The following is a 26,871-nucleotide window of genomic DNA, read 5'->3' as shown; positions in this document are numbered from 1 at the left end:
CGCTATAAGCTTCTGGGGGATCATACCCCCAGATAGCGGTCCTGTAGCTGCGCTGTCAGTTCCGTCGGTGCGCCGGACCAAACGGTCCTGCCATTCTCCAGCACGACACATCGATCGGCAACCGGCAGGAGTTCGGAAAGAGTCTTATCCACGACGAGGATCGAAAGACCATCCGCTTTCAGAGAGCGGATCGCTCTCCATATGTCCTGCCGGATAACGGGCGCGAGGCCTTCTGTCGCCTCGTCGAGAATGAGCAAGCGCGGATTGGTCATCAGAGCGCGGCCCACAGCCAGCATTTGCTGTTCTCCGCCAGAAAGCGAGCGCGCCAACTGGTTGCGGCGTTCCTCCAGCCTCGGAAACAGTTCGAAGACTCGCTCCAGTGTCCAGCGACCGGGTCGTGCAGCTGTCACCAGATTCTCATAGACGGTCAGGTTCGGGAAGCAGCGCCTGCCTTCCGGCACAAGACCTATCCCCAACCGCGCCACCTTGTGTGTGGGCATTGCACGGGTGGTGACACCGTTGAAAGAAATGCTGCCGCCGCGCGGCGGCACCAGATTGCAAATGGCCTTGATGGTGGTGGACTTGCCCATGCCGTTGCGGCCCATCAAGGCCACCACTTCCCCTTCGGAAAGCTGTAGATCCACCCCGAACAGAGCCTGGCTCGAGCCATAAAAGGCGGTGATTTCCTGAACATCCAGCAGCATCAGGCGTGATCTCCCAGATAGGCTGTGCGCACAGTTGGGTCGTTGCGGATTTCATCCACAGTACCGGTTGCGATGATGCGGCCATAGACCAGAACCGAAATGCGATCCGCCAGCGCATAGACCGCATCCATATCGTGCTCGACAAGCAGAATGGGTGCCTCCTGCCGAAGCCCATCCAGAAAGCGGGTTAGAGTCTTTGAGCCCTCCGGTCCCATCCCGGCCATCGGTTCATCAAGCAGAAAGGCTCGCACATCGAGCGCCAGGGCAATGGCAATTTCCAGCTGTCGCTTCTCGCCGTGCGAAAGTTCGGCAGCGGGAACATGGGCTCTGTCTGCCAAGCCAACACGGCCCAACCGCTCCATTGCCGCATCCACCAGCGATGCGTCTTTCATGACCGGCTTGAAGAAGCGGAAGCTGGAACCCTGGCGCGCCTGAACTGCCAGCATGACATTGCGCAGCGCGGAAAACTCGCCTGCCAACGAGGAAATCTGAAACGTTCTGCCCAGGCCCAGACGCGCACGCTCGGCAACGCTCAGGGCGCTGACATCACGTCCACTTAAGTGAATGCTTCCCTTGTCCTGCCGCAGGGTTCCGCAGATCTGGTGAATGAGGGTCGATTTACCAGCGCCATTCGGGCCAATCAACGCGTGGATCTCGCCGGGGCGAAGGGTCAGGCTGACACCATCGGTCGCCTTCAAGGCACCGAAGCTCTTTTCCAGCCCGTTGATTTCAAGAACAGCTGTCTCAGCCATGACGTGCCTTTCCGGCCAGAAGCCCCATGACGCCACCACGGGCGAAAAGAACAACAGCGAGCAGAATGAGACCGAGGAAAAACTGCCAGCGTTCGGTGATGCCTCCGAGCACGAATTCGAGGATGACATACAAGGCTGCACCGGCCAGCGGTCCAAAAAGCCTGCCCGTTCCACCCAGGATGATGAGCACGATCAACTCGCCTGACATATGCCATGAAAACATGGAGGGGCTGACGAAGCGATTAAGATCGGCATAAAGCGCGCCCGCCAACGCCGTGATCATGGCCGAGAGAACGAAGGCCGTCAGGCGAATGGGAAAAGGCTTGATGCCGATCGAGGCAACACGAACATCGTTCTGGCGTACGGCCTGCAAGGCTGCCCCGAAGCGGGAGGACCGGATCAGCCCAAAGAGGCCGAGGGTCAGCATCAAAAGCCCATAGGCAACCAGAAAGAATTCCATGGGCCGCATGGTGTTCAGGCCGGGAAACTTGTTGCGCACGGCAATCGACAGGCCGTCTTCCCCGCCGTAAGCAGGCCAGGAAATCGCGAAGTAAAAGATCATCTGCGCGAAGGCGAGCGTGATCATGATGAAGTAGACCCCGGATGTTCGCAGGCTGACGGCACCAATCCCGAGCCCCACAAGACCGGCAATCACCGCCGCGACAAGCCAGATCGTCAGCATGGCTTGCGATCCCTCGAAGCCGAAGATCATCGGCTCGCCGGAAAGCGCATGGGCAGAAAGAATGCCCGCTGCATAGCCGCCAATCCCGAAGAAGGCGGCATGTCCGAAGGAAACCAGTCCGCCGAGGCCGAGGGCAAGGTTCAGCCCCGTTGCCGCAAGCGCCAGAATGGCAATGCGGGTTGCCAGCGTGATGGTGAAGGTCTGGCCCATTTGCAGCGCAATGATGGGCACGGCAAGAAGCGCCAGCGCCATGGCTGCGTTTATTGAAACCTCGCGTTTCATCGTCTTATGTCCTCACGCCTGAGCCGGAAAAAGGCCGCGCGGTTTGACTGCCAGAATGAAAGCCATGACCAGATAGATCAGCATGGATGCAATGGCTGCCCCCATGGGTTTGGCATCGGCAGGCGATACAAAGAAGGTCAGCAATTGTGGTAGCAGAAAGCGCCCCATGGTATCCACGACGCCAACCGTCAGTGCGCCGACGAAGGCGCCCTTGATGGAGCCTATGCCGCCGATGATGATGACGACGAAGGCAAGGATCAGCACCGGCTCGCCCATGCCCACCTGAACGGACTGGATGGCTCCCACCATCGCCCCCGCAAGTCCGGCAAGTGCAGCCCCAAGCGCAAACACCAGCGTGTAAAGCGTGCGAATATCGACGCCGAGTGCGGCAATCATTTCGCGGTCACTTTCACCGGCCCGAATGCGCATGCCGAGCCGGGTGCGTGAGATCAGCAGGTAGAGGCCCATGGCTACCGCCGCACCTGTTGCAATGATCGCCAGCCGGTATAGTGGATATTGCGCGCCACCCGGAAGTGAGACGGCACCCTGCAGAAGCGGCGGTATGTCGAGATACAGTGGAAATGAACCGAAGAGCCAGCGCGTTCCCTCCGAGAAGATCAGGATCAGCGCATAGGTCGCCAGCACCTGCTCCAGGTGATCCCGACTGTAAAGGCGACGGATGACCGTCACCTCCATCAGCGCGCCAGCACCTGCTGCAAAGGCAAGACTGGCAGCCAGACCCAGCCAGAAGGAGCCGGTTGCCGCAGCCACGGCGGCGCAGGCAAATGCGCCGACCATGTAGAGCGAGCCATGGGCCAGATTGATCAGGCCCATGACGCCGAAGACGAGCGTCAGTCCGGCCGCCATCAGGAACAGCATGAAACCGAGCTGAACGCCGTTCAGCAATTGCTCGAGCGCAAGAGCGAAGGTCACGTGCCTGCTCCGCCTTACTTCTTGCAATCCTTGGCGTAGGCATCACCGTGATCAGTAAAGATCTTCTCGACGGTCTTGTTGGTCAGAACGCCGTTCTCCTTCACCACTTCCGTCACATAGATATCCTGTATCGGATGACGGTTGGTGTTGAACTTGAAATTTCCACGAGGCGATTTGATATCGGCAGCATTGAGTGCGGCCGCAAACGCCTTGGCATCCTTGACGCTGGCCTTGGACGAGGCCGAGAGGATCAACTGCGCCGCATCGAAAGCCTGAACGGCATAGATGGAGGGCAGGCGGCCATATTCCTTCTCGAAGGCTGGTACGAAAGCCTTGTTTGCAGCGTTATCCAGATCCTTCACCCACTGGCCGGACGCTTTCACGCCAAGCGCAGCATCGCCAATGGCGGGCAGCACGTCCTGGCTGAAAGAGAAGCCGGGGCCGATGATCGGTGTCTTCACACCGGATTGCGCATACTGCTTCATGAAGGCAATGCCCATGCCGCCGGGAAGGAAGACGAACACACCATCGGCGCCGGATGCGCGGATCTGTGCGATTTCAGCAGCGTAATCCGTCTGGCCAACCTGGGTATAAACCTCGTTGGCAACGGTGCCCTTGTAGTAGCGCTTGAAGCCGGTCAGCGAATCTTTGCCCGCCGGATAGTTCGGCGCCATGATGAACATCTTCTTGTAGCCTTTGTTGGCATATTCGCCCATGGCTTCGTGAAGATTGTCGTTCTGGTAGGCGGCGTTGAAGTAAAGCGGGTCGCACTTGGCGCCGGCAAGCGCCGCAGGGGCTGCGTTGGTCGAGACATAGAATTTGCCCTGCGCCACGACACCCGGCTGAACCGCCATGAGAAGGTTCGACCAGACGATGCCCGTCAGCACATCGACATTTTCGCTCTGGATCATCTTGTCGGCGATCTGAACGGCCAGTTCCGGCTTCTGGGCATCATCCTCGGTGACGACGGTCACGTCCTTGCGGCCGGACTGTTTGATGGCCAGCATGATGCCATCGCGCGTATCGACGCCGAGACCAGCACCACCGCCAGAAAGTGTGGTGATGAGGCCGATTTTGACCGGTTCTGCCGACGCCACGCAAGCGCTGCCCAGCATCAATGCCGCCGAGATTGCCAATAGAGAAGTTTTCATCCGATGCACTCCATCTTTCCGTTGCTGTTCCCGATTATTGTTATTTTTCATTCGGTTCTTTGGAGAACCTTTATGCTCAACTGCGCCCGCCAATGCAACCGCCCGGCACTTTGTTGCTTAGCAGGTTGTCACACGTCATTTCAGACCACAAGAAGTATTTTAAGCTTAGAATAAATTCTTGGGCGTTGCTTGCGTCATTGACGACCAGGCGCATGAAAGCTTGCCGGGCGTTTCTCCGCCCGGTCATAAATTCTGTACCCTCGACCCAGCGGGCCTTTAGAATATGCCGGTTTCGACGGCGACACGACGATAGGCGGCACCAGCGGTGAACCCGCCATCAATCACAAAGTCTTCACCTGTGATGAAGCCGGACCGGGCCGAGGCGAGGAACAACACAAGTTCCGCAATCTCCTCTGGTGAGCCCGAGCGTTTCATCGGGGTCATTTCGATCATGGGCTTCAGATGCGGGCTGGACGCATTGAGACCCGTTACCACCAGACCGGGGCAGACTGCGTTGACGCGGATGGATTTGGCCGCGAATTCCATGGCCGCGCTTCTCGTCAGACCCCGCAGACCCCATTTGCTGGCCGTGTAGGCCGGATCGTAGTGACCGGAGAACGCACTGTTCGACGAGATGTTGACGATGGAACCGCCGCCGTTTTCCGCCATCAGGTCAGTCACGGCGCGTATGCCAAGGAAAGCTCCGGTAAGGTTCACCCTGATCAGCCGCTCCCAGGCCTCGAGTTCGGTGGTGGTCACGGTCGAGCGGTTGATGATCCCCGCATTGTTGACCAGAATATCGATGCGGCCTTTCCATGCCTTCGCAAGATCGACAACCTTCGCCCAGCTATCGGGGTTCGTGACATCGTGCTCGATGAAACGTGCCTGATGCCCCTCTTCGCTCAGAGCCTTGGCAAGCGCCTCTCCTTCAGGATTGAGGACATCGGCGATGATGACCGCTGCACCGTGAGAGGCGAAGAGGCGGGCTTCCGCCTCACCCTGTCCGCGCGCGCCACCAGTGACGATGGCGAGTTTCCCGGCAAGCTCTCTCTGTCCTGCCATGGTCATGCCCTCGCTTCGACGGTCGTCTGGCGCTGTTCGCCCAGACCCTCAATGCCAAGCGTCATGACCTGACCGGCTTTCAGAAACACCGGTTCCGGCCTTATGCCCATGCCAACGCCGGGTGGGGTGCCGGTGGCAATGATATCGCCCGGCTCCAGCGTCATGAACTGGCTGATATAGCTGACGAGGTGCGCCACGCCGAAGATCATTGTGTTGGTATTGCCGGTCTGGCGGCGCACGCCATCGACATCCAGCCAGAGCGCAAGGTTCTGGGGGTTGGCCACCTCATCCCGCGTCACAAGCCATGGACCGGTCGGGCCGAAGGTGTCGTGGCTCTTACCCTTGGTCCATTGACCGCCGCGCTCCGACTGGAAGGCCCGTTCCGACACATCGTTGACGACGCAGTAGCCAGCGACGTGGTTCAGCGCCTGCGCTTCATCCACGTATTTCGCCCGCGTGCCGATCACGACGCCGAGTTCGACCTCCCAATCGGTTTTCTGAGAGCCTCGCGGAATTTCCACATCGTCATTTGGACCAACCACGGCGCTGGCGGCCTTCATGAACAGGATCGGTTCCTCGGGCGGCGCTTTTCCGGTTTCCTTGGCATGGTCCGCATAGTTGAGGCCCACGCAAATGAATTTGCCGGGGCGGGCAATGCAGGCACCAATGCGCTGCGGCTGCACGACCGGAAGGGCAGAGATGTCCGCCTGACGAATGCGGTCCAGCGAGGCGTCGGAGAGCGCGTCGCCGCCAAGATCGGAAATCAGGCTGGAGATATCGCGTATCTGGCCCTCGGCGTCCAGAATGGCAGGCTTTTCGGCGCCTGCCGGTCCATAGCGAAGGAGTTTCATCAGGCCCGCCGATATCCTGTGAGAACACTGTCATCCACATCCGGCAGATTGACGACGATGTTGTCCGGTGTACGTGTGGTCAACCAGACCAGTTCCTCGGTGGTCGACATGTTGACCTCGATATGCGGCCAGTTCGGCGGTACGAAGATGAAGTCGCCTTCTTCCATGTCGATGAATTCCTGCCAGTTATCGCCGAAATAGATGCGGCCCTTGCCCTTCAGCACATAGCCGCCGGTTTCGGCTTCGCCATGGTGGTGTGGATAGGAGCGATAGCCCGGCTCATTGGACACCTTGCCGAACCAGATCTTGGTGGCGGGGGTGTGCTGCGGGCTGACGCCGGAGATACGAACGCATCCGCCCGACTGGCCGGTTCCAGTATCTTCCTGACCCTTGCGGGTTACCACCGGCATTACCTTGTCGCTCATGATATCCTCCTCGACAACCTGTATAGAAATCTAGATGTCTAGATAAGTAGACATGTGGGTTTTGGTCAGTCCGGCACGACTGCCAGCGCCTGGATCTCGATCTTGGCGCGGTCTTCCATCAGGGCCACCACCTGCACGGCAGCCATTGGCGGGAAATGACGGCCGATGATCTCGCGATAGACGGCGCCGATTTCTTTCATCCGAGACCTGTAGGCTTCCCGATCGGTGAAATACCAGGTCATCTGGATGAGGTGCTCGGGCTTGGCATCTGCGGCCGAGAGAACGCTGACGATGTTCACCAGCGTCTGGCGCACCTGATCGACAAAATCATCCGAATGGAATTGACACTGCTCGTCCCAACCGATCTGACCGCCCACCTGAACGATGCGCCCGCGGGCGCTGATGCCGTTGGAATAGCCAATCGGCTTTGCCCAGCCTTCCGGCTGGATGATTTCATGCATCATGGGAAGGCTCCAGATATTGGGTCAGTCCAGCCCGTACATCATCGGGCCATGGGTGTGATTTGTGATCTTCAAGCGAGGTCATGACGATGCGCTGCCGCACGGTCCAGATGATGTCGCCGCGAACGGTGACCACGGTTTCGAGGTCGAGGGACGTACGGCCAATGGCGCGCACATGCACGGCGAAATCCAAGACGTCGCCATAGACGGCAGGCTTCTTGAATTCGAGGTTCAGCGTCACGGTCGGCAGGCCAAGCTTGCGCTCGAACATGATTTCCTTCCATGTCACGCCGAAGGAGGCAAACATGGCCTCGTTGACATCGACCAACATGGAGAGATAGGCGGGGTGATAGGCAATTCCGGTCAGGTCGCAGTCGCCGAACCGCATTGGCTTCGAGATTTTAAAGGGCATGCATCCTCCCTGTGCCTTAACCGGCAAAGACTTCGCCGCCTGCCACTGCAATGGCCTGGCCGTTGATGGATTGTGACAGCGGCAGGGCAAGCCATGCGACTGTCTCGGCTACTTCTTCCGGTGTTACGAGACGCCCCTGCGGATTGCTCTTGGTGAACTCGGCCAGTGCCCGTTCTGGCGTTCGCCCTGTCTTTGCAACAATCTCTTCGATGGAACGGGCAATAATGGGCGTATCGGTAAAACCGGGACAGACGGCGTTCACCGTAATGCCTTTCTTCGCCAGCTCCAGCGCAAGCGCCCGCGTAAGTCCCACAACGCCGTGCTTTGCCGCGCAATAGGCCGAGACGTAAGCATAGCCGGTAAGCCCTGCCGTCGAGGCGATGTTGATGATCCTCGCCCCCGATCCATGCGCCTTCAGATCCGGCAGGATCGCTTGCGTGACGTTGAATACGCCCGTCAGATCGACATTCAGAACCTTCGACCAAAGCTCCAGCCCCGTCTTTTCGAAGGGTGCGCTGGGTGCCTCTCCAGCATTGTTGACGAGGATCGAGACCGGCCCGAACTTCGAGCGCGCTGCTTCAAGCCCTTGTTCGATGGCGTGCGGATCGGTGACATCGAAACCGGCGGCGACAAAGGTCGCATCGGCTCCAAGCTCGTCCGCCAATTGCACAAGCGGTTCTGCCCGACGCCCAGCCAAAGTCAGGTTCGCGCCGTCTTGATGCAGGCGGCGGGCGATGGCCGCACCTATGCCACTGCCAGCCCCTGTTACCAGAACATGTCTTCCTTCAACCCCTGCCATGGCGGATCACTTCGCCGGTGCCGGGGTGCGGGAAAGATTGGCCTCGTACTGATACTTGCCGGACATGTACTGCTTCGGCCACGGTACATTCTTCAGGCCAATCTTTGCGGCCTCGTGCAGCGCCCAGGCCGGATCAGCCAGATGGGGACGCGCCACGGCGCAGAGGTCTGCGCGTCCCGCGGCAATAATGGAATTGGCATGGTCGGCTTCGGAGATTGCACCAACGGCGATGGTTGGAATTCCGATTTCGTTGCGGATCTTGTCGGAGAACGGCGTCTGGAACAGACGGCCATAGACCGGCTTTTCTTCTTTCCAGACCTGACCGGAGGAGCAATCGATGAGATCGGCACCGGCGTCCTTGAACATCTCAGCAAAGATCGCCGCATCTTCTGGCGTATTGCCGCCATCGGCCCAATCATGACAGGACAGACGCACCGAGATTGGCTTATCCTTTGGCCAGACCTCGCGAATGGCTCTGAACACTTCCAGCGGATAGCGCGCGCGGTTCTCGTGACTGCCGCCATAGTCGTCCTCGCGCCGATTGGTCAGCGGTGAGAGGAAGGAAGACATCAGGTAGCCATGGGCAGCGTGGAACTCCAGCCAGTCGGCACCAGCCTCGGCAGCGCGTCTGGTTGCGGCCACGAAGTCGGCCTTGACCCGATCCATGTCAGCCCGATCCATGGCCTTCGGCACCTGGCTGTTCTTGAGATAGGGAAGGGCGGAGGCTGAAAGCAGAGGCCACGCGCCTTCTTCCAATGGTTGGTCAATACCTTCCCAGGCCAGCTTGGTGGCGCCTTTACGGCCTGCATGGCCGAGCTGGATGCCAACCTTGGCGGCGCTATTGTTGTGGACGAAATCGACAAAGCGCTTCCAGCCAGCGGTCTGCTCATCGCTCCAGAGACCAAGGCAACCGGGCGTGATGCGGGCATCCGCTGAAACACAGGTCATTTCAGCGAAAATGAGACCCGCACCGCCAAGCGCGCGGCTTCCCAGGTGCACGAGATGGAAATCATCCAGCACACCATCTTTCGCGGAATACATGGCCATGGGCGAAACGACGATACGGTTTGGCAGCGTTACGCCGCGCAGACGGTAAGGCGTGAACATCGGCGGCAGGCAACGTTCGCCTTCCTGCACATTCAAACCCTGTTTGCCGGCGAACCAACGCTCATAGCCTTCCAGCCAGGATTTATCGCGCAGCCGAAGGTTCTCGTGGCTGATGCGCTGCGAGCGGGTCAGCATGGAATACATGAACTGTTCCGGCTCCAGCGTATCGGCATAACGCGTCCCGACCACTTCGAACCATTCCATGGCGTTGCGGGCCGCGTTCTGGATGCGGGCAACATCGACGCGGCGGATTTCCTCGTAAGCAGCCAGAACAGCGGGAATCTTTTCCTTGCCATGTCCCAGCTTCTGGAACTGGTTGGTCAGCTCTATGGCGTCATCAATGGCAAGCTTGGTGCCGGAACCAATCGCAAAATGCGCTGTGTGCGCGGCATCGCCCATCAACACAACATGGCTGTTGCCGTTGAAGTGGCTCCATTTGCCGCAGATCAGTCGCTGGAAATTTAGCCAGGCAGAGCCGCGCATATGGCGGGCATTGGTCATCAAGGAGGACCCTTCCAGCGTTTCGGCAAACAGATTCTCGCAGAACCGGATCGACTCATCCTGCGACATTTCGCCGAGTTTGTGCGCCTGATAGGCCTCTTCCGTCGTCTCTATGATGAAGGTCGAGGTATTGGCGTCAAACTTGTAGATATGTGCCTGAAACCAGCCGTGATCCGTTTTGCGGAAATCGAAAGTGAAGGCATCAAACAGCTTGTTGGTACCAAGCCAGATATATCTGTTGGGGCGCACGACCAGATCTGGCTGGAAAACGTCCGAATATTTGGCGCGAATGCGAGAGTTCACGCCATCGGAGGCGATGATCAGATCGGCATCCGGAAATTCGAGATCGCTCTCTGCATCGGTCTCGAATTGAAGGTTGACACCGAGCGCCTCGCAGCGGGCCTGCAGGATGTTCAAAAGCTTGCGGCGACCGATGCCCACGAAACCATGGCCGCTGGTGCGCTGGCGGGTGCCTTTGAACAGGACTTCGATATCATCCCAGTGATTGAAGGCATCTTCGATTTCAGCAGCGCTCTCTGCATCCCACTGACGCATGGACTGCATGGTCTGGTCGGAGAAGACAACGCCCCAGCCAAATGTGTCGTAGGGTTTGTTGCGCTCCACCACCGTTACCTCATGGTCCGGGTGAAATTTCTTCATCAGAAGGCCGAAATAGAGGCCAGCCGGACCTCCGCCGATGCAGACAATCTTCATTGCCGTTCCCTTCATTGTTGACGCAGGTTCATGTACGTCAATTATTTTAAGATTAAAGTATTTGACATTCGTGCATTGTCAACCGGAAAAATCTCGGTCTCAAAGGCGTTGGCGTAAGTCCCTGTCTCTTCTCGGATCCTCAACGATCCTGCTTGACAACGTTACCATTCCTCAGCACTCCGGTAAGGTGGATCGGGGGAATCATATGGCGAATGATCTTGAAGCCATCGTTGCGGATACGCAGGAAGGCAAGAAGCTGGAGCTGCGGTTATGGCTGCGTCTACTTTCTACCACTCGCCTCGTTTCTCAAGAAATTCGCCGTCGGCTCAGGCTGGAGTTCAACAGCACGCTGCCGCAATTCGATGTGCTTTCCCAGCTTTACCGCCAGCCGGATGGCCTTCGCCTGGGAGAACTCTCGCAACTGACGATGGTTACGAACGGCAACATCACAGCCCTTGTGGAGCGACTGGAGGCCGACGGCATGCTGGTGCGCGAGCGCCTGGGGCAGGATCGTCGGGTCACCGTTGCCAAGTTGACGCCCCGTGGCCGCGAGATCTTCAGCCGCATGGCGCAGGCGCATGAGGCTTGGCTCAAAGAGTTGATGGTGGACGTGGACCCGATCGTGCTGGCCGGGCTGCTGACACATGTCGGTCAGGTCAAGAATTCCACGATCCGGCATATGAGCCGTAGCGAACTCGAAGACGCCGAGTAATTCGTTGCGAGTCATCTGAACAAGTCATCCCATTGGGGGCTGCTGCGCGAAACCGCGCAGGAGAGTCCGTTCGCCGGTATATCCGCCAACGTTCAGAAAAATCATTATAAGCTTAAAAGATTTTTCTTGCCGAGCTTTTGGACCTGTGCCAGTCTTTCCGAAAATCAAAATACGCCACCTGGAAAACCGGCAAGGCGTGCAGACCAAATGTTTGCGAATAGGGGAACTGACATGAATCTGGGTCCATCCGGACACGCGGATACCTTCGCGCGCGACCATCTTCCGCCCTTTGAAGAATGGCCGGAAATCAATCTGCAGGGGTTCGATTACCCCGAATATCTCAATGCGGCGGTGGAACTGACAGACCGTATGGTGGAGAAAGGGTTTGGCGACCGCGTGGCGCTGATCGGCGTTGGCAGGCAACGCACCTACCGGCAACTGGCGGAGTGGACGAACCAGCTGGCAAGAGCCTTGATCGAGGATTACGGGGTGCAGCCAGGCAATCGCGTTCTGATCCGGTCGGGAAATAATCCGGCCATGATTGCCTGCTGGTTGGCGGCCACAAAGGCGGGCGCAGTTGTCGTCAACACCATGCCGATGATGCGTTCCGGCGAATTGCTGAAATATCTCGAAAAGGCAGAGATTTCGCTGGCGCTGTGCGACCATCGGCTGATGGACGAGTTGGTTGAAGCCGGTAAGCAGAGCCAGTTCCTGAAGTGCATCGTCTCTTTCGATGGAACGGATGGCCATGATGGAGAGCTGGATCGCGCAGCGCTTGCCAAGTCCAGGGAGTTTGCCGCCGTGAAAACAGGCCGCGATGATGTGGCTTTGCTGGGCTTCACGTCCGGTTCAACCGGCATACCCAAGGCCACGATGCACTTTCATCGCGATATCCTCATCATTGCGGATGCCTATGCGAAGGAAGTACTGCAGGTTCAGCCAGACGATGTATTCGTCGGTTCGCCACCCATTGCCTTCACGTTCGGCCTCGGTGGTCTCGTCGTCTTTCCACTTCGGTTCGGCGCCTGCGGTGTGCTTCTCGAGAACGCCGCCCCCACCAAAATGCCGGAAATCATTCAGGAACATCAGGCCACGATCTGCTTCACGGCGCCGACAGCCTATCGCGCCATGTTGGCTGCCATGGATGGCGGGGTAGATCTCTCCTCGCTACGTATCGCTGTCTCCGCCGGTGAAACCCTGCCCGCGCCCGTGTTCGAAGAATGGACTCGCAAGACCGGCAAACCGATCCTCGATGGTATCGGCGCAACCGAGATGCTGCATGTCTTTATCTCCAACCGGTTGGGGGAGGGCAGGCCTGCTTGCACCGGACGCCCTCTCAGCGGCTACGAGGCGATCATTGTGGACGACGCAATGAACGAAGTCCCACGCGGCACCGTGGGCAAGCTCGCCGTGCGCGGGCCGATTGGTTGCCGCTATCTAGCCGATACGCGTCAAAAGGATTACGTCCGGGGTGGCTGGAACCTGACAGGCGATGCCTTCTTTCAGGACGAAGAGGGCTATTTCCACTTCGCGGCGCGCGCCGATGATATGATCGTTTCCGCCGGCTACAACATTGCAGGGCCGGAGGTCGAAGCGGCGCTTCTGAAGCATGATGCCGTTGCCGAATGCGCGGTGATCGGCGTTCCGGACGAAACACGTGGCATGATCGTTCAGGCGCATGTTGTGCTGGCGCAGGGCTTCCACGGTGACGACGTGTTGACGAAGCATCTGCAGGAGCATGTGAAGTCCATCATCGCCCCGTACAAATATCCCCGTTCAATCGTCTTCACTGAAGCTCTGCCGAAAACGGAATCCGGCAAGATCCAGCGGTTTCGGTTACGCACGGCTGCGGCAGCCGCGCCGTAGGTATCGGCGCAAGCGGTCTGACCTGCGGCGCGGGTGACGATCGGCATTTGTCTTTTTTGCGTAAATGATCGAAACCACGTCTCGATCAGAGGCAAGGTGCAGACTCAGTGACCGACAAAAGGCAAGCGGCGCGTGCGTTCGATGTGGAAAGCCGGGATGTCCTGCGCATCTCACTTCCCATGATGATCGCCTATCTTTCGACGCCCCTGTCCGGATTGATCGCGACGGGCGTGATTGCCCAGCTGAGCGACGAAAATCTGGTTGGAGGTGTGGCCCTCGCCTCCGTCATTTTCGATGTAATGTTTACGACATTCAATTTCTTGCGTGCTGCGACCACTGGCTTCACGGCGCAGGCTGTCGGCGCGGACAGCAAGGCGGATGAAAACCGGATGCTGGCGAGCGGATTGATCATCGCGATTGTGTCCGGCCTACTTCTTCTTCTGGTGCAAGGTCCAATCGGAGCCCTCGGTCTTGGCGTACTGGGTGCCGAGGGGGTCGTTGCGGAAGCCGCATCCACCTATTTTCATTGGCGCATCTGGTCGGCACCACTGGTGCTGTTCAATTTCGTCGCTTTCGGCTGGATCATCGGTCGCGCTGAGGCGGTGTGGAGTATGATTCTCCAAACTCTGCTGAATGTCCTCAATGCGGGGATCAGCTATTATTCCGTGATCCGCCTTGGATGGGGCGTGGAAGGCGTTGCGATCGCCGCGCTTATCGCGGAAGGTGCAACTGCGCTTCTCGGGGCCATCCTCATTCTGGCCAAGACAGACCGGCTGGCCTGGAGACTTCCGGGGCCGGAAAGCTTTCGGCGATCCTTCTCCGTCAATGGCGACATGATGATCCGCTCCTTTGCCCTGCTGATAGGCCTGTCTTTTTTCACGCGCCAGAGCACCACGCTGGGGATCGATATTCTTGCGGCAAACACGATCCTGTTGCGCTTCTATTTCTTCGGCGTCGCCTTTCTTGATGGAGTGGCGACCGCAGCGGAACAACTGGCGGGTAAGGCGGTGGGCGCCCGTCACCGTCCAGCCTTCGATCAGGTCATCCGTCTGACAACCATCTGGGGTCTCGTCTTTGCAGTGATTGTTTCACTCGCCTTTATGCTTAGTGCAGGCTGGGTGATCGGTGTGCTGGCGCCCACTGAAAACGTCGCGGCACTCGCACACGCGTATCTTCCCTATATGCTGGCCTTGCCAATTCTCGGTGTCATCGCGTTCCAGATGGATGGCGTCTATATCGGAGCGACATGGTCACGGCAGATGCGCAATCTCATGGTTGCCTCGCTGGTGGTTTACATTCTGGCCTGGGCGGTCCTGCAGCCGCTCTTCGGCAATCACGGTCTGTGGATGGCTCTTCTCGTTTTCCAAGGCGCGCGAAGCATTGCCTTTCGCCTCATGCTGCCGAGGCTTGCCGATCGTACATTTGGTTAACTGGAAGCCATCTTTATCTTTTCCTTACATGAGGCAGCCTTCTTCCCAATCGAAATCTGACGGGCTCAGCGCCTAATCATTCTCCTGCATCAAAAGGAGAATATCGATGCTCGATTTCATCTTCCTCGTGCTCGGTTGCGGCACGCTTGGTGTGCTGGTGCTCTATGCCCGCGCGCTAGACCGGCTGTGAGGTCCAACCCATGCTGGAACCCATTTTCGGCCTTCTCGTCGCTCTCGCTCTCGGCGTCTATCTCGTCGTCACGTTGTTGCGTCCCGAACGCTTCTGATTTTCCAGGAGAAGTCTCATGACAATCGTCGGGTGGCTGCAGATCAGCCTCCTTTTCCTATTCGTCGCCATCACCATCAAGCCGCTGGGTATCTACATGGCGCAAGTTTTCGAGGGCGAGCGCAATTTTGCGACCAAACTCGGAGGCCCCTTCGAGCGAGGCTTCTACCGCCTTGCCGGTATCAATCCGGATAAGGAACAGGGCTGGTTGTCCTATACGCTTGCCATGCTCGCCTTCTCGTTGGCAGGCTTTGTTTCGCTCTATGCAATTTTACGCCTCCAAGCCTATCTGCCTCTCAATCCGCAAGGGTTTCCGGCGGTTCCGGCAGATCTGGCGTTCAACACGGCTGTGTCTTTCGTCACCAACACCAACTGGCAGAACTATGCCGGGGAGGCGACGATGAGCCATTTCAGCCAAATGGCGGGACTGACGGTGCACAACTTCCTGTCGGCTGCCACCGGAATGGCGCTGGCCATGGCCGTGACCCGCGCGCTTGCCAGATCCAAGGTTTCCACGCTCGGAAACTTCTGGGTCGATATGACTCGCGCCACGCTTTACGTTCTTCTGCCCATCGCATTCATCATCGCGCTTGGTTTCGTGGCCATGGGCCTTCCGCAGACGCTGGATGCCTCTGCGACCGCAACCACTCTGGAAGGTGCTCAGCAGGTCATTTCCCTCGGTCCCGTTGCGTCTCAGGAAGCCATCAAGCAGCTTGGAACGAACGGCGGTGGCTTCTTCAATGCGAACGCTGCTCATCCGTTCGAGAACCCGACGGCCTGGTCCAACTATCTGAACATTTTTTCCATGCTCTCCCTTTCCGCCGCGATCGTCTACACCTTCGGGCGAATGGTCGGTAACCGTCGTCAGGGCTGGGCGCTGATCACGGCCATGGCTGTGCTGCTGATTGCCGGCGTCGCCGTGACTTACTGGGCGGAAGCCGCAGGCAATCCGATTCTGACCAGCCTCGGCGTCGATGCTGCGCAAGGCAATATGGAAGGCAAGGAAGTTCGCTTCGGCCAAGCCATGACGGCGCTTTATGCCGCCGTGACCACCGGACTGTCCGATGGCGGTGTCAACGGCATGCACGGCTCCTTTACGGGTCTCGGCGGTCTCGTACCCATGTTCCTGATCCAGCTCGGCGAAGTGCTGCCCGGCGGCGTCGGCTCGGGTCTTTATGGCATGCTCGTCTTTGCGTTTCTTTCCGTCTTCGTCGCCGGTTTGATGGTTGGCCGTACACCGGAGTTTCTGGGTAAGAAGATCGAAGGCCGGGAAATGAAATTCGCCATGCTGGCGGTTCTCATCCTGCCACTGGTCATCCTTGGCTTCACGGCAATCTCCGTCATGTTGCCGTTTGCGGTTGCAAGCATCGGAACCGCAGGCCCGCACGGGCTCTCGGAGATTCTCTACGCCTACACGTCTGCTGCCGGTAACAACGGCTCTGCCTTCGGTGGCCTTTCCGGCAATACGCTCTGGTACAACTCGACGCTTGGCATCGCCATGCTGCTCGGTCGCTTTGCCTACGTCATTCCGGTGATGGCAATTGCGGGCTCGCTTGCTGCCAAGGTGAAGGCACCGGCGTCCGCTGGGACCTTTCCCACAGATGGCCCGCTCTTTGTCGGCTTGCTGATCGGGATCATCCTGATCCTGGGAGGATTACAATTCTTCCCGGCGCTCGCACTCGGTCCCATCGTCGAGCATTTCGCAATGCTTGCTGGCCAAACTTTCTGAGGAAACAACCATGTCAAAGGATCATAAGGCGCAGAGCCTTCTCGACCCTGCCATTCTTCTGCCAGCCATGCGGGATTCCGTTTTGAAACTGAACCCGCGGCAATTGCTGCGCAACCCGGTGATCTTCGTAACGGAGGCTGTGGCTGCTGTCGTCACCATCCTGTTTCTCCGCGATCTTGCGGTTGGAAACGGGCAGGCCGGGTTCTCCGGGCAGATTGCCGCCTGGCTGTGGTTCACCGTGCTGTTTGCAACATTCGCCGAAGCCGTTGCAGAAGGCCGGGGCCGCGCCCAGGCGGAAAGCCTCAAGAAAACCAAATCCGAAATGACGGCCCGACGCCTGACCTCGAACGGTGCTGAGGAAAACGTTGCGGCGACCAGCCTCAAGGTTGGCGATATCGTGCTTGTTGCGGCAGGCGAACTCATTCCCGGCGATGGCGAAGTCATTGAAGGGGTTGCGTCGGTCAACGAAAGCGCAATCACTGGCGAATCCGCGCCCGTGATCCGCGAATCCGGTGGCGACCGTTCTGCTGTGACCGGAGGAACGCAAGTGCTTTCCGACGAGCTGCGGATCAGGATTACTGTCGCGCCCGGTTCATCCTTCGTGGATCGCATGATTGCGCTCATCGAAGGGGCGCAACGCCAGAAGACGCCGAATGAAATCGCACTTTCCATTCTTCTGTCCGGTCTGACGCTGATCTTCCTCTTCGTTTGCGTGGCGATCTGGGGGCTGGCAGGTTATTCGGCAACAATCCTCTCCATCACCGTTCTTTCGGCGCTATTGGTGACGCTGATCCCGACGACGATTGGCGGGCTTTTGTCGGCGATCGGTATTGCGGGCATGGACCGTCTGGTCCGTTTCAACGTCATCGCAACGTCCGGGCGTGCGGTAGAGGCGGCGGGCGACGTCGACACTCTGCTGCTGGACAAGACCGGTACGATCACATTCGGCAATCGCATGGCAAGTGATTTCCTGGCAGCTCCCGGTGTTACGCAGCAACAGCTGGCGGAAGCGGCACTGCTGGCCAGCCTTGCCGATGAAACCCCTGAAGGCCGTTCCATCGTCGCGCTTGCGACGGGCGAGTTCGGGATTGCCATGCCGGAGCAGCGGTTCGATGAGATTATTGCATTCACCGCCGAAACAAGACTTTCGGGCGTTGATCGGGATGGTCGCAGACTTCGAAAGGGTGCCGTCGATTCCATCCTCAAATTTGCCGGTGTGACGGATGCCGAGGCTCCGGCTGAGTTCCGCCGCGCGGTTGACATGATTGCAAGAAGCGGCGGCACGCCCCTGGCTGTCGCAGACGGCAACAGGTTGTTGGGCGCCATCCATCTGAAGGATGTCATCAAGCCTGGCATCAAGGAGCGTTTCGCAGCTCTGCGCGCCATGGGTATTCGTACGGTCATGGTCACCGGCGACAACCCTGTGACGGCTGCGGCGATCGCGTCGGAAGCAGGAGTCGATGACTATATTGCCCAAGCAACGCCCGAAGATAAGCTGAACTACATTCGGCGCGAACAACAGGGCGGTCGCCTGATCGCCATGTGCGGCGACGGCACGAACGATGCGCCGGCACTTGCGCAGGCGGATGTGGGCGTGGCCATGCAGACCGGCACGCAAGCCGCGCGCGAAGCCGCCAACATGGTGGACCTCGATTCCAGCCCGACCAAGCTCATCGAGATTGTGGAGATCGGCAAGCAATTGCTGATGACCCGCGGGGCACTGACGACGTTTTCCATTGCCAATGACGTGGCGAAATACTTCGCCATCATCCCGGCGCTCTTCGTCGCAACCTATCCGGCCCTCGGCGCGCTGAATGTCATGGGGCTGGCCTCTCCGCAATCGGCCATTCTCTCCGCCGTCATCTTCAATGCGCTCATCATCATTGCGCTTATTCCACTCGCCCTGCGCGGTGTTGCGTATCGACCGTCCGGTGCCGCAAGTGTGCTGCGACGCAACCTGCTGGTCTATGGGCTTGGTGGGTTGATCCTACCCTTCATCGGCATCAAGGCAATCGACGTTGCCGTCAGCGCGCTTCATCTGGTGTAACATGATCAACCATCTCAGACCTGCAATCACTCTTCTGTTTCTCTTGACGCTGGTGACGGGACTTGCCTATCCGCTGGCAGTCACCGGCATAGGTCGGGCTCTGCTTCCGCAAGAGGCGCAGGGCAGTCTGATCGAACGCAACGGCCAGATGGTCGGCTCTCGGCTGATCGGTCAGAATTTCACGAGCGACCGCTATTTCTGGTCGCGTCCATCTGCCACGAGCCCGGATCCCTATTCGGCCTCGGCGTCCGGTGGTTCGAACCTCGGTACGACCTCGGCCAAGCTGAAGGATCGTGTCGACGCGGATGTGAAGCGTTTAGGTGCGACAGGCATTGCCTTACCTGTTCCCGCCGATGCGGTGACCACGTCCGGCTCCGGGCTCGATCCACATATTTCACCGGACTATGCTGCGGCGCAGGTGACACGCGTTGCCAGGGCGCGTGGCGTCAATGAAGCCGACCTGAAGGCTCTGCTTTCGCGACTGACCGAAGGCCGCGACCTTGGATTTGTCGGTGAACCGCGTGTCAATGTGCTAGAGCTAAATCTGGCTCTTGATGAATTGAAGTCCTGAAAACCGACAGAGACGAAGACGAATGACGGATGATGATCGCGGCGATCCGCGCCGCCCTGATCCCGATGCACTGCTTGCCTTGGCGGACAAGGACCGCCGGGGCAAGTTGATCGTTTTTCTGGGGGCGGCACCCGGCGTGGGCAAAACCTATGCAATGCTTTCCCGTGCAAGACGGCTGCGTGCAGATGGGGTCGATATTGTCGTCGGTCTGGTGGAAACCCATGGCCGAAGCGAAACCGCAGCGCTTGTGGATGATCTGGAAGTGTTACCGCGCAACCGCATCAGCCATCGTGGCCGTGTCTTGGAGGAATTCGATCTCGATGCTGCGCTCGCCCGGAAGCCCGCGATCATCATCGTGGACGAACTTGCGCACTCGAACCCGGATGGTAGCCGTCACCCCAAGCGCTATCAGGATATTGAAGAGCTCAGGGCTGCCGGTATCGAAGTCTGGACGGCGCTCAATATTCAGCATCTGGAAAGTCTTGCGGATCTGGTGGGCCAGATTACCGGCATCGTCGTGCGAGAGCGCGTGCCCGATGTCGTGCTGAAGCGGGCCGACGATGTTCTGCTGGTAGACCTGCCGCCGACGGAGCTCATTCAGCGGTTGAAGGAGGGTAAGGTCTACCTGCCGGAAAGCGCAAGCCGCGCGGTGGACCGCTTCTTCCGCCTCGGCAATCTGACGGCTTTGCGGGAACTGGCCCTGCGTCGTACGGCAGACCGTGTGGATGACCAGATGGTCGATTATCTGCGGCAGAATGCAATCGATGGACCATGGGCCACGGGGGAGCGGCTGATTGTCTGTGTTGGAGCGGATGAGCTGTCCACCAGGGTGGTTCGTGTGGCCAGTCGGCTCGCGTCCGGTCTCAACGCTCCCTGGATCGTCGTGTCCATTGAGAGGGCCGACCGGGAGCTGGAGACAGCGGATACGCTGCGCCAGCTGGAAGCACTGTTTCGACTGGCCGAACAACTGGGTGCCGAAACGCGCCGGGTGATCGGTCAGGATTATGTCGAAGAAATCCTGAAGCTCGCCAAGCGGGAGCATGCAACACAGATCGTTGTCGGCGTGCGCAAGCGAGGTGGTCTTTCTCGTCTTCTCAAGCGCTCTTTGCCGGATGAACTTGCCAGACGTGCAGCCGGGATCGGGGTTCATTTCGTAACGGCCGATCGACCGGAAAAATCGGCTAGAAAAATTCCGCTGCATGCGCTTTCCGCTGTAGGATTGCCGCGTTCTACGATGATAGCTGCAACGTTCGTGGCCGTCGCAACGTCGACCGGCAAGCTGATCGATACGATCATCTATTTACCCAACATCTCGCTCGTCTTCCTGCTGGGCGTTCTCGGCTCGGCAGCAATCGGAGGCCATGTGTCAGCCTTGATCGCGGCGTCCCTGTCGACGCTGGCCTACAATTTCTTCTTTATCGATCCTCTTTACACCTTCACGATTGCTGCACCTCATGAGGTGTTCGCTCTCTTTGTCTTCCTCGCCGTTGCCATCATCTCCGGCGGATTTGCGTCGCGGATTCGCGAACAGGCCAAGGTCGCGGGAACCCGTGCGACCGCCCTGCAATCGCTTTATGATTTTTCGCGCAAGCTTGCGGGTACAGACAAGCGCGATGATGCGATCTGGCTCGCCGTGTCGCAACTTCAGGCCAGCCTCAAGCGGCCGGTTGTGTTTCTGATCTCTTCTTCCGGAGAATTGAGCGTAACGGCAGCTTGGCCGCCCGATACAGAACTGGACGTGACCGACATGGCTGCGGCGCGTTGGGCGGAAGCAAGAAGAGAGGCTGCGGGTCATGCGACCGGCACACTGCCAAACAGCCGGTTCCAGTTTCGCCCGCTTCTTGGCCCCCATGGCATTGTGGGGGTGTGTGGCATCGCCTATGACAAGGACGATGTCGATCCGGCATCGGAACGGTCGCTTTCGGCAGTGCTGGATCAGACAGCTATCGCGCTTGATCGCGCCCGTCTTTCCGAGGAAACAATCCAGCAGGCCGCGCAGCTTGAAGGGGAGCGCTACAGGGAAGCCCTGCTGTCTTCCATTTCTCACGACCTGCGTACGCCGCTTGCAACGATCACCGGATCAGCCAGTAGCCTGATCGAACTGGGCGACAAAATGAATTCGGAGTCGCGACGGGATCTGCTGCAATCCATAGAGGAAGAATCGCAGCGGATGAGCCGCTTCGTGGCAAACCTGCTCGATATGACTCGGATCGAGGCGGGAAGCCTGAAGCCGAAGCAGGACTGGGTGGATGTGGCGGACGTGGTGCACTCTACCGTGGAACGCACGCGCAAATATGCGCCGAACCGCCAGATCGAAACACGGGTGGCGCCCAGCCTTTCGCTCATCCGGGGCGACAGTGTGCTTCTGGGGCAGGTTCTTTTCAACCTGCTTGATAACGCAATCAAATATGGCGGCCATGACCCCGTTACCGTCTATGTTCGCCAGGATGACGACGAGATCGTCATCTCAGTGACGGATCTCGGGCGTGGAATTCCTGCCGAGGAACTAGAGCGCGTCTTTGAAAAATTCTATCGCCGAGGCAAGGCTGATGGCAGGGCGCCCGGCACGGGCCTCGGTCTCTCCATTGCGCGGGGTTTCGTGCAGGCCATGAACGGCAGCATCCACGCAGAGAGCCCTGCGGTTCGCAAAAGGGGAACACGGATCGTGATGCGGTTCCCCGCAGCGGGTAATGCAGATATGGTCGCGACATGAACCTTTCGCGTATTCTTGTCGTCGACGACGAACCCCAGATCCAGCGATTTCTCAGGCCTGCCCTGACCGCAGCCGGTTACGACGTTCTGGAAGCTGTCAGCGGGGCCGAGGCACTGAAAGCCGCAGCGACGCAGGCTCCGGATCTCATCATTCTTGATCTCGGGCTTCCCGATATGGACGGCAAAGATGTTGTAACGAGCCTTCGCGGCTGGAGCGACGTCCCGATCATCATCCTTTCGGCTCGCGACAGGGAAAGCGAAAAGATTCTGGCGCTTGACCTCGGTGCCGACGATTACGTCGAGAAGCCATTCCGCATCGGTGAACTGACGGCGCGTATCCGCACGGCGCTTCGCCACAGGCACAGGCCGGACGCAATTCCGGCAATCTTTGAGGCAGACGGTCTGCGCATTGACCCAGTACGGCGTCACATCACGCGCGGCGAGGAAACTATCCACCTGACGCCGAAGGAATATGATCTGCTGATCCTGCTGGTGCGCCATGCAGGGAGGGTCGTGACCCATCGAACGCTTCTGACCGCGGTCTGGGGGCCGGCGCACGCCGACGATCTGCATTATCTGCGCGTCTTCATCGGTCAGTTGCGGCAAAAGGTCGAACGCGACCCAGCCGAACCGCGCATCATTCAGACGGAACCAGGAGTCGGTTACCGATTGATCGCGGAAGGATAACGCGCACGCATTCGAGAAGCCCAAGACTTGGGATTCTGAAAAATAAGAACGCGATATCAAAGGCATAAAACTTATAGGGAACGAATATGGGTGCATCGCTTGACGGAATGTTATCGATAACATAGTGTTTGGACATAAGCTTTGGGAGGAGCTGATGAACGAAGAAACGCTGCTGGAATTCCGGAATGTTTCAAAGATCTTCGGCGGGACCAAAGCTCTTACAGATGTTTCGTTGAACCTGCGCAAGGGCGAGATCCTGGCGCTGCTGGGCGAGAACGGCGCGGGCAAATCCACGTTGATCAAGACTCTGGCCGGGATATTCAAGCCTGATGGCGGTGAGATCCTGTTCCGGGGCCAGCCTTACAGCCATCGTCCGCCGAAGCCGAACGAGCGCCAGCCTGTCGCCTTCATCCATCAGGATCTGGGTTTGATCGAATGGATGACGGTCGGCGAAAATGTTGGATTGGCGCAAGGTTTTTCGATGCGTCGCAAGCTCATCGACTGGCGCGCTACGGAACGGCGTACAGCGGAAGCGCTGAAGCTGGTCGGCTGCGATTTCGATCCATCGACACGCGTTCAAAGCTTGACCAGAACGGAAAAATCCCTCGTTGCCATCGCCCGTGCCTTGGCTGTCGAGGCTGATATTCTTGTGCTGGATGAGCCAACGGCCAGCCTTCCCGCCGATGAAGTCGAGCGGCTTTTCAACGCCATCCGTCCACTGAAGGAACGAGGCGTTGCAATGATTTACGTTTCTCATCGCCTGGACGAGATATTCCGCATCGCTGACCGCGTTGCTGTTTTGAGAGACGGTCGCCTTGTCGGGCAAACACCCGTCCAGCAGACCAATCCGGATGAGTTGATCCGCATGATCGTTGGTCGCAAGGCCGATCAACTTTTCACGAAGGCCGAGCACAAGGCGGGCAAGACGCTTGTTTCCGTTCGTAACTTGATGTGCAGCGGTGCGGGGCCGGTGAGCTTCGACCTGCGAGAGGGCGAATTGCTGGGGCTTGTCGGGCTTCGCGGTGCAGGACAGGAATTGATTGGTCGCGCACTTTTCGGATGCGAGGCCTATCGCGGCGATGTCCGCATTCATGGCGAGACGCCTGATCTCTCCAGCACGGTCACGGCGATCAAGTCCGGCATCGGGCTGATTGCCAGAGACCGAACGGAAGAGTCAGTCGCACTCTCGCTGTCGCTACGAGAAAACACCTACATCAATCCCTCCGCCTCCGGACGGGGCCTCTTCACCTTCAAGACGCCCGGCGAAGAGGCCCGCGAAGCAGCGATGCTGGGAGACAAGGTTGGCCTGCGGCCCAACGATCAAAGCCTTGCGATCGAAGCACTTTCCGGCGGCAACCAGCAAAAGGTGGTGGTCGGCCGCTGGCTGGCGACGAATCGCAAGCTGTTGATTGCTGAAGACCCGACAGCGGGTGTCGATGTCGGCGCCAAGGCCGATATCTACCGTCTCATCGCGTCGGCCATCGAATCGGGCCTCGCCGTCCTGGTGATCTCGACCGACTTCGAGGAAATCGCCCACATTTGCCACCGTGCCCTGATCTTCTCGCGTGGACAGATCGTGCGCGAATTGTCCGGGGCTGATCTCACAACATCCGCCGTCATTGCTGCGGCATCCGCATCCGAAGCGGCCTGAACGGGAGGAACCGCCTTGAACTCCATCCAATCAACGGCGCTTGAGCCGACCAAAACAGAACTCGCCGGGCTGAACCGCCTGGAGAAAGCACAGCGTCTCCTGCCGGTTTATGGTCTGGTGATATTGACGGCACTTCTAATTGTGCTTTTCTCGCTGCTGCTGCCGGATACCTTTCCGACGATCCTGAACCTTCGCTCGATCATTGCCGCGAAGACGATCATTGCCATTCTTTCGCTTGCCGCAATGATACCCATGGCCTGTGGGCGTATCGATCTCACCATCGGCTACGGAATCGTGCTCTGGCACATTCTGGCGATCAGCCTGCAAACCATGTACGGCTTTCCGTGGCCTGTCGCGGTGCTTGTCGTTCTCGCCCTCGGTGCATTCACCGGCCTTCTCAACGGCATCCTGGTTGAAGTCGCCAAGATCGACAGCTTTATCGCGACATTGGGGACCGGCACGGTCATCTATGCTCTGGCGCTTTGGCATACCGGTGGCCGTCAGATGATTGGCGTTCTGCCGGAAGGTTTCTACGCGCTGAACAGCACGATGTTTCTCGGCCTGCCGATCACCGGTTTCTATGTGCTGGTGCTGGCCGTTGCCATGTGGATAATCCTCGAATACACGCCGGTCGGCCGCTATCTGTACGCGATCGGTGCCAACCCGAAAGCGGCTGCGCTGAACGGTATTCCGGTTCGCCGCTTTGTCATGGCCGCCTTCATCGCTTCGGGAACCTTGTCGGCAATCGCAGGTGTTCTGCTGGCATCCAAGCTGCGGATCGGTCAGGCGAGTGTGGGTCTGGAATATCTGTTGCCGGCACTGGTGGGCGCATTTCTGGGCTCTACGACCATCAAGCCGGGACGCGTCAATGTCTGGGGTACGATGATCGGCGTCATCATTCTGGCCGTCGGCATTGCCGGTATCCAGCAGTTCGGTGGGTCGTTTTTCGTGGAGCCGCTGTTCAATGGTGTCACGCTTCTCGTTGCCATTGGTATTGCGGGCTACGCGCAGCGCAGGAAGGGTTTTGCCGCAAAGGCACCGCCAGCCGAACCAGCAAAGACAACGGCATCCAATTGAATTCAACGCGTAAAGTTTCTCGTGGGAGGAGAACAACATGAAGCGCAGACATTTTCTTCAACTAACGACAGCCCTTGGCATGGTTGTCATGGCCGGTCCCGCATTGGCCGATGCCATGGATGATGCGAAGGCCATGGTCGCAAAATATGCGAGCAAGGTCGAGAAATGGGACGGCCCGACAACGGGGCCGAAAGCGCAGGCCTCCAAGAACATCGTCATCCTCGCCGCCGATATGAAAAATGGCGGTATTCTGGGTGTTACCAACGGCATTCAGGAAGCGGCCAAGGCAATCGGCTGGAAGGTGACTGTTCTTGACGGTGCAGGCTCCATCGATGGCCGCACCGCTGCCTTCGGTCAGGCCATGACGCTGAAGCCGGATGGCATCATCATCAACGGCTTCGATGCTGTTGAGCAGAAGCCAGCAATGGAAGCCGCCAAGAAGGCGAAGCTGCCTATGGTGTCCTGGCATGCGGCATCGGCTGTTGGGCCTGTCGATGAAGTGGGCGTGTTCGCCAACGTTACAACCGACGCCATGGAAGTTTCAAAAGCTGCTGCCAACTGGGCTTTCGTGGATGCACGCGGGAAGCCGGGTGTCGTTATCTTCACCGACTCCACCTATGCCATCGCGATTGCCAAGGCAGATCGAATGAAGCAGGAGATCGAAAAGCTCGGCGGAACCGTTCTAGAATATGTCGACACCCCAATTGCCGAGACCTCGCAGCGCATGCCGCAGCTGACGACCACGCTTCTGCAAAAATACGGTGCGAAGTGGACGCATTCGCTGGCGATCAACGACATCTATTTCGATTTCATGGGTCCATCGCTGGCAGCCGTCGGCATCAAGGGTGATGGCGCGCCGAAGGCCGTGGCCGCGGGTGATGGTTCCGAGGGCGCTTATCAGCGTATCCGCGCCAAGCAGTATCAGGCCGTGACCGTGGCCGAGCCGCTCAACCTGCAGGGCTGGCAGTTGGTGGACGAGCTGAACCGTGCGCTGGCAGGCGAAAAATGGTCTGGTTATGTTTCCCCGCTACATGTGGTGACAACGCAGAACGTCGAATTCGACGGCGGCCCGAAAAATACGTTTGACCCGGATAACGGCTATCGCGACGCCTACAAGAAGATCTGGGGCAAATAAGCGAGGCTATCAACGTTACCTCCTGCCTGGCGCGGTCCTTCAAGTGGATCGCGCCTTTTTTGTTGCAATCAAAGTAAACCTCCACCTACGGTGGAGGACTGGACGAGTTCTACATCGTAGTGGAGAGACCTC

23 protein-coding genes are annotated in these 26,871 nt (G+C 58.6%); 11 read left to right on the top strand and 12 right to left on the bottom strand.

Going from position 1 to position 26,871, the window contains the following annotated elements; genetic code table 11:
- Nucleotides 1-20: 20 nt before the first annotated feature.
- From E8M78_RS05115 to E8M78_RS05060, 12 genes are all read right to left on the bottom strand, one after another.
- On the bottom strand, nt 21-704 hold the full coding sequence (locus E8M78_RS05115; protein WP_137134040.1) for an ABC transporter ATP-binding protein: 684 nt from the start codon (nt 702-704) through the stop codon (nt 21-23).
- Nucleotides 704-1,456, bottom strand: coding sequence for an ABC transporter ATP-binding protein (locus E8M78_RS05110; protein ID WP_137134039.1), 753 nt, complete (start codon nt 1,454-1,456; stop codon nt 704-706). The genes E8M78_RS05115 and E8M78_RS05110 overlap by 1 nt, the downstream gene beginning before the upstream one ends.
- Complete coding sequence (locus E8M78_RS05105; RefSeq protein WP_137134038.1) at nt 1,449-2,420, bottom strand: branched-chain amino acid ABC transporter permease; 972 nt, start codon at nt 2,418-2,420, stop codon at nt 1,449-1,451. Before E8M78_RS05105 ends, E8M78_RS05110 begins: the two co-directional genes overlap by 8 nt.
- A gap of 12 nt (nt 2,421-2,432) precedes the next feature.
- On the bottom strand, nt 2,433-3,353 hold the full coding sequence (locus E8M78_RS05100) for a branched-chain amino acid ABC transporter permease (RefSeq protein WP_137134037.1): 921 nt from the start codon (nt 3,351-3,353) through the stop codon (nt 2,433-2,435).
- 14 nt (nt 3,354-3,367) lie between these two features.
- Entirely contained in the window at nt 3,368-4,504 is a 1,137-nt protein-coding gene (locus E8M78_RS05095; RefSeq protein WP_137134036.1) for an ABC transporter substrate-binding protein, read from the bottom strand.
- Between the two features lie 276 nt (nt 4,505-4,780).
- Nucleotides 4,781-5,572, bottom strand: coding sequence for a glucose 1-dehydrogenase (locus E8M78_RS05090; RefSeq protein WP_137134035.1), 792 nt, complete (start codon nt 5,570-5,572; stop codon nt 4,781-4,783).
- Nucleotides 5,569-6,417 (bottom strand): fumarylacetoacetate hydrolase family protein, encoded by an 849-nt coding sequence (locus E8M78_RS05085; protein ID WP_137134034.1) that lies wholly within the window; start codon nt 6,415-6,417, stop codon nt 5,569-5,571. Before E8M78_RS05085 ends, E8M78_RS05090 begins: the two co-directional genes overlap by 4 nt.
- Nucleotides 6,417-6,842 (bottom strand): cupin domain-containing protein, encoded by a 426-nt coding sequence (locus tag E8M78_RS05080; RefSeq protein WP_137134033.1) that lies wholly within the window; start codon nt 6,840-6,842, stop codon nt 6,417-6,419. The genes E8M78_RS05085 and E8M78_RS05080 overlap by 1 nt, the downstream gene beginning before the upstream one ends.
- Nucleotides 6,843-6,907: 65 nt before the next feature.
- Nucleotides 6,908-7,303, bottom strand: a complete 396-nt coding sequence (locus tag E8M78_RS05075; RefSeq protein WP_170973322.1) for a RidA family protein — start codon at nt 7,301-7,303, stop codon at nt 6,908-6,910.
- On the bottom strand, nt 7,296-7,715 hold the full coding sequence (locus E8M78_RS05070) for a thioesterase family protein (protein WP_137134031.1): 420 nt from the start codon (nt 7,713-7,715) through the stop codon (nt 7,296-7,298). The genes E8M78_RS05075 and E8M78_RS05070 overlap by 8 nt, the downstream gene beginning before the upstream one ends.
- 16 nt (nt 7,716-7,731) lie before the next feature.
- Nucleotides 7,732-8,514, bottom strand: coding sequence for an SDR family NAD(P)-dependent oxidoreductase (locus tag E8M78_RS05065; RefSeq protein ID WP_137134030.1), 783 nt, complete (start codon nt 8,512-8,514; stop codon nt 7,732-7,734).
- A gap of 6 nt (nt 8,515-8,520) precedes the next feature.
- The gene (locus E8M78_RS05060; protein WP_137134029.1) at nt 8,521-10,836 is read right to left on the bottom strand and encodes a bifunctional salicylyl-CoA 5-hydroxylase/oxidoreductase; all 2,316 of its coding nucleotides are present in this window, start codon (nt 10,834-10,836) and stop codon (nt 8,521-8,523) included.
- Between the two features lie 205 nt (nt 10,837-11,041).
- Here E8M78_RS05060 and E8M78_RS05055 point away from each other — a divergent pair, with 205 nt between their 5' ends.
- The 11 genes from E8M78_RS05055 (at nt 11,042) to E8M78_RS05000 (ending at nt 26,739) form a co-directional block, all read left to right on the top strand.
- Nucleotides 11,042-11,548: a MarR family transcriptional regulator gene (locus E8M78_RS05055; protein ID WP_137134028.1), complete on the top strand. Its 507-nt coding sequence runs from the start codon at nt 11,042-11,044 to the stop codon at nt 11,546-11,548.
- A 231-nt stretch (nt 11,549-11,779) separates the two neighbouring features.
- Nucleotides 11,780-13,414, top strand: a complete 1,635-nt coding sequence (locus E8M78_RS05050) for an AMP-binding protein (RefSeq protein ID WP_137134027.1) — start codon at nt 11,780-11,782, stop codon at nt 13,412-13,414.
- A gap of 107 nt (nt 13,415-13,521) precedes the next feature.
- Nucleotides 13,522-14,844 carry an MATE family efflux transporter gene (locus E8M78_RS05045; RefSeq protein ID WP_246658232.1) on the top strand — a complete coding sequence of 441 codons (1,323 nt, stop codon included), beginning with the start codon at nt 13,522-13,524 and terminating at the stop codon, nt 14,842-14,844.
- A 305-nt stretch (nt 14,845-15,149) separates the two neighbouring features.
- Entirely contained in the window at nt 15,150-16,859 is a 1,710-nt protein-coding gene (kdpA, locus tag E8M78_RS05035; RefSeq protein WP_137134026.1) for a potassium-transporting ATPase subunit KdpA, read from the top strand.
- A gap of 10 nt (nt 16,860-16,869) precedes the next feature.
- Nucleotides 16,870-18,906, top strand: a complete 2,037-nt coding sequence (kdpB, locus tag E8M78_RS05030; RefSeq protein ID WP_137134025.1) for a potassium-transporting ATPase subunit KdpB — start codon at nt 16,870-16,872, stop codon at nt 18,904-18,906.
- 1 nt (nt 18,907) lies between these two features.
- On the top strand, nt 18,908-19,477 hold the full coding sequence (gene kdpC, locus E8M78_RS05025; RefSeq protein WP_137134024.1) for a potassium-transporting ATPase subunit KdpC: 570 nt from the start codon (nt 18,908-18,910) through the stop codon (nt 19,475-19,477).
- A gap of 22 nt (nt 19,478-19,499) precedes the next feature.
- Nucleotides 19,500-22,190, top strand: coding sequence for a sensor histidine kinase KdpD (locus tag E8M78_RS05020; RefSeq protein WP_137134023.1), 2,691 nt, complete (start codon nt 19,500-19,502; stop codon nt 22,188-22,190).
- Complete coding sequence (locus E8M78_RS05015) at nt 22,187-22,876, top strand: response regulator (protein ID WP_137134022.1); 690 nt, start codon at nt 22,187-22,189, stop codon at nt 22,874-22,876. Before E8M78_RS05020 ends, E8M78_RS05015 begins: the two co-directional genes overlap by 4 nt.
- A gap of 154 nt (nt 22,877-23,030) precedes the next feature.
- Entirely contained in the window at nt 23,031-24,527 is a 1,497-nt protein-coding gene (locus E8M78_RS05010; protein WP_137134021.1) for a sugar ABC transporter ATP-binding protein, read from the top strand.
- Between the two features lie 15 nt (nt 24,528-24,542).
- The gene (locus E8M78_RS05005) at nt 24,543-25,604 is read left to right on the top strand and encodes an ABC transporter permease (RefSeq protein ID WP_137134020.1); all 1,062 of its coding nucleotides are present in this window, start codon (nt 24,543-24,545) and stop codon (nt 25,602-25,604) included.
- A 37-nt stretch (nt 25,605-25,641) separates the two neighbouring features.
- The gene (locus tag E8M78_RS05000) at nt 25,642-26,739 is read left to right on the top strand and encodes a substrate-binding domain-containing protein (RefSeq protein WP_137134019.1); all 1,098 of its coding nucleotides are present in this window, start codon (nt 25,642-25,644) and stop codon (nt 26,737-26,739) included.
- Nucleotides 26,740-26,871: the final 132 nt, after the last annotated feature.

The organism is Rhizobium sp. FKY42, from assembly GCF_005222835.1.
Taxonomy (GTDB): Bacteria; Pseudomonadota; Alphaproteobacteria; order Rhizobiales; family Rhizobiaceae; genus Neorhizobium.
The sequence above is the reverse complement of the archived record's forward strand: the minus strand, read 5'-3'. Positions and strand labels throughout refer to the sequence as shown.

Bases quoted from the DNA above. Each gene is read 5' to 3' on its own strand.
- E8M78_RS05065 (WP_137134030.1), bottom strand. From the start codon at position 8,514: ATGGCAGGGGTTGAAGGAAGACATGTTCTGGTAACAGGGGCTGGCAGT.
- E8M78_RS05060 (WP_137134029.1), bottom strand. From the start codon at position 10,836: ATGAAGATTGTCTGCATCGGCGGAGGTCCGGCTGGCCTCTATTTCGGC.
- kdpA (WP_137134026.1), top strand. From the start codon at position 15,150: ATGACAATCGTCGGGTGGCTGCAGATCAGCCTCCTTTTCCTATTCGTC.
- E8M78_RS05090 (WP_137134035.1), bottom strand. From the start codon at position 5,572: ATGACCATGGCAGGACAGAGAGAGCTTGCCGGGAAACTCGCCATCGTC.
- E8M78_RS05050 (WP_137134027.1), top strand. From the start codon at position 11,780: ATGAATCTGGGTCCATCCGGACACGCGGATACCTTCGCGCGCGACCAT.
- E8M78_RS05110 (WP_137134039.1), bottom strand. From the start codon at position 1,456: ATGGCTGAGACAGCTGTTCTTGAAATCAACGGGCTGGAAAAGAGCTTC.
- E8M78_RS05020 (WP_137134023.1), top strand. From the start codon at position 19,500: ATGACGGATGATGATCGCGGCGATCCGCGCCGCCCTGATCCCGATGCA.
- E8M78_RS05075 (WP_170973322.1), bottom strand. From the start codon at position 7,303: ATGCATGAAATCATCCAGCCGGAAGGCTGGGCAAAGCCGATTGGCTAT.
- kdpB (WP_137134025.1), top strand. From the start codon at position 16,870: ATGTCAAAGGATCATAAGGCGCAGAGCCTTCTCGACCCTGCCATTCTT.
- E8M78_RS05085 (WP_137134034.1), bottom strand. From the start codon at position 6,417: ATGAAACTCCTTCGCTATGGACCGGCAGGCGCCGAAAAGCCTGCCATT.
- E8M78_RS05115 (WP_137134040.1), bottom strand. From the start codon at position 704: ATGCTGCTGGATGTTCAGGAAATCACCGCCTTTTATGGCTCGAGCCAG.
- E8M78_RS05095 (WP_137134036.1), bottom strand. From the start codon at position 4,504: ATGAAAACTTCTCTATTGGCAATCTCGGCGGCATTGATGCTGGGCAGC.
- E8M78_RS05000 (WP_137134019.1), top strand. From the start codon at position 25,642: ATGAAGCGCAGACATTTTCTTCAACTAACGACAGCCCTTGGCATGGTT.
- kdpC (WP_137134024.1), top strand. From the start codon at position 18,908: ATGATCAACCATCTCAGACCTGCAATCACTCTTCTGTTTCTCTTGACG.
- E8M78_RS05105 (WP_137134038.1), bottom strand. From the start codon at position 2,420: ATGAAACGCGAGGTTTCAATAAACGCAGCCATGGCGCTGGCGCTTCTT.
- E8M78_RS05015 (WP_137134022.1), top strand. From the start codon at position 22,187: ATGAACCTTTCGCGTATTCTTGTCGTCGACGACGAACCCCAGATCCAG.
- E8M78_RS05070 (WP_137134031.1), bottom strand. From the start codon at position 7,715: ATGCCCTTTAAAATCTCGAAGCCAATGCGGTTCGGCGACTGCGACCTG.
- E8M78_RS05055 (WP_137134028.1), top strand. From the start codon at position 11,042: ATGGCGAATGATCTTGAAGCCATCGTTGCGGATACGCAGGAAGGCAAG.
- E8M78_RS05080 (WP_137134033.1), bottom strand. From the start codon at position 6,842: ATGAGCGACAAGGTAATGCCGGTGGTAACCCGCAAGGGTCAGGAAGAT.
- E8M78_RS05010 (WP_137134021.1), top strand. From the start codon at position 23,031: ATGAACGAAGAAACGCTGCTGGAATTCCGGAATGTTTCAAAGATCTTC.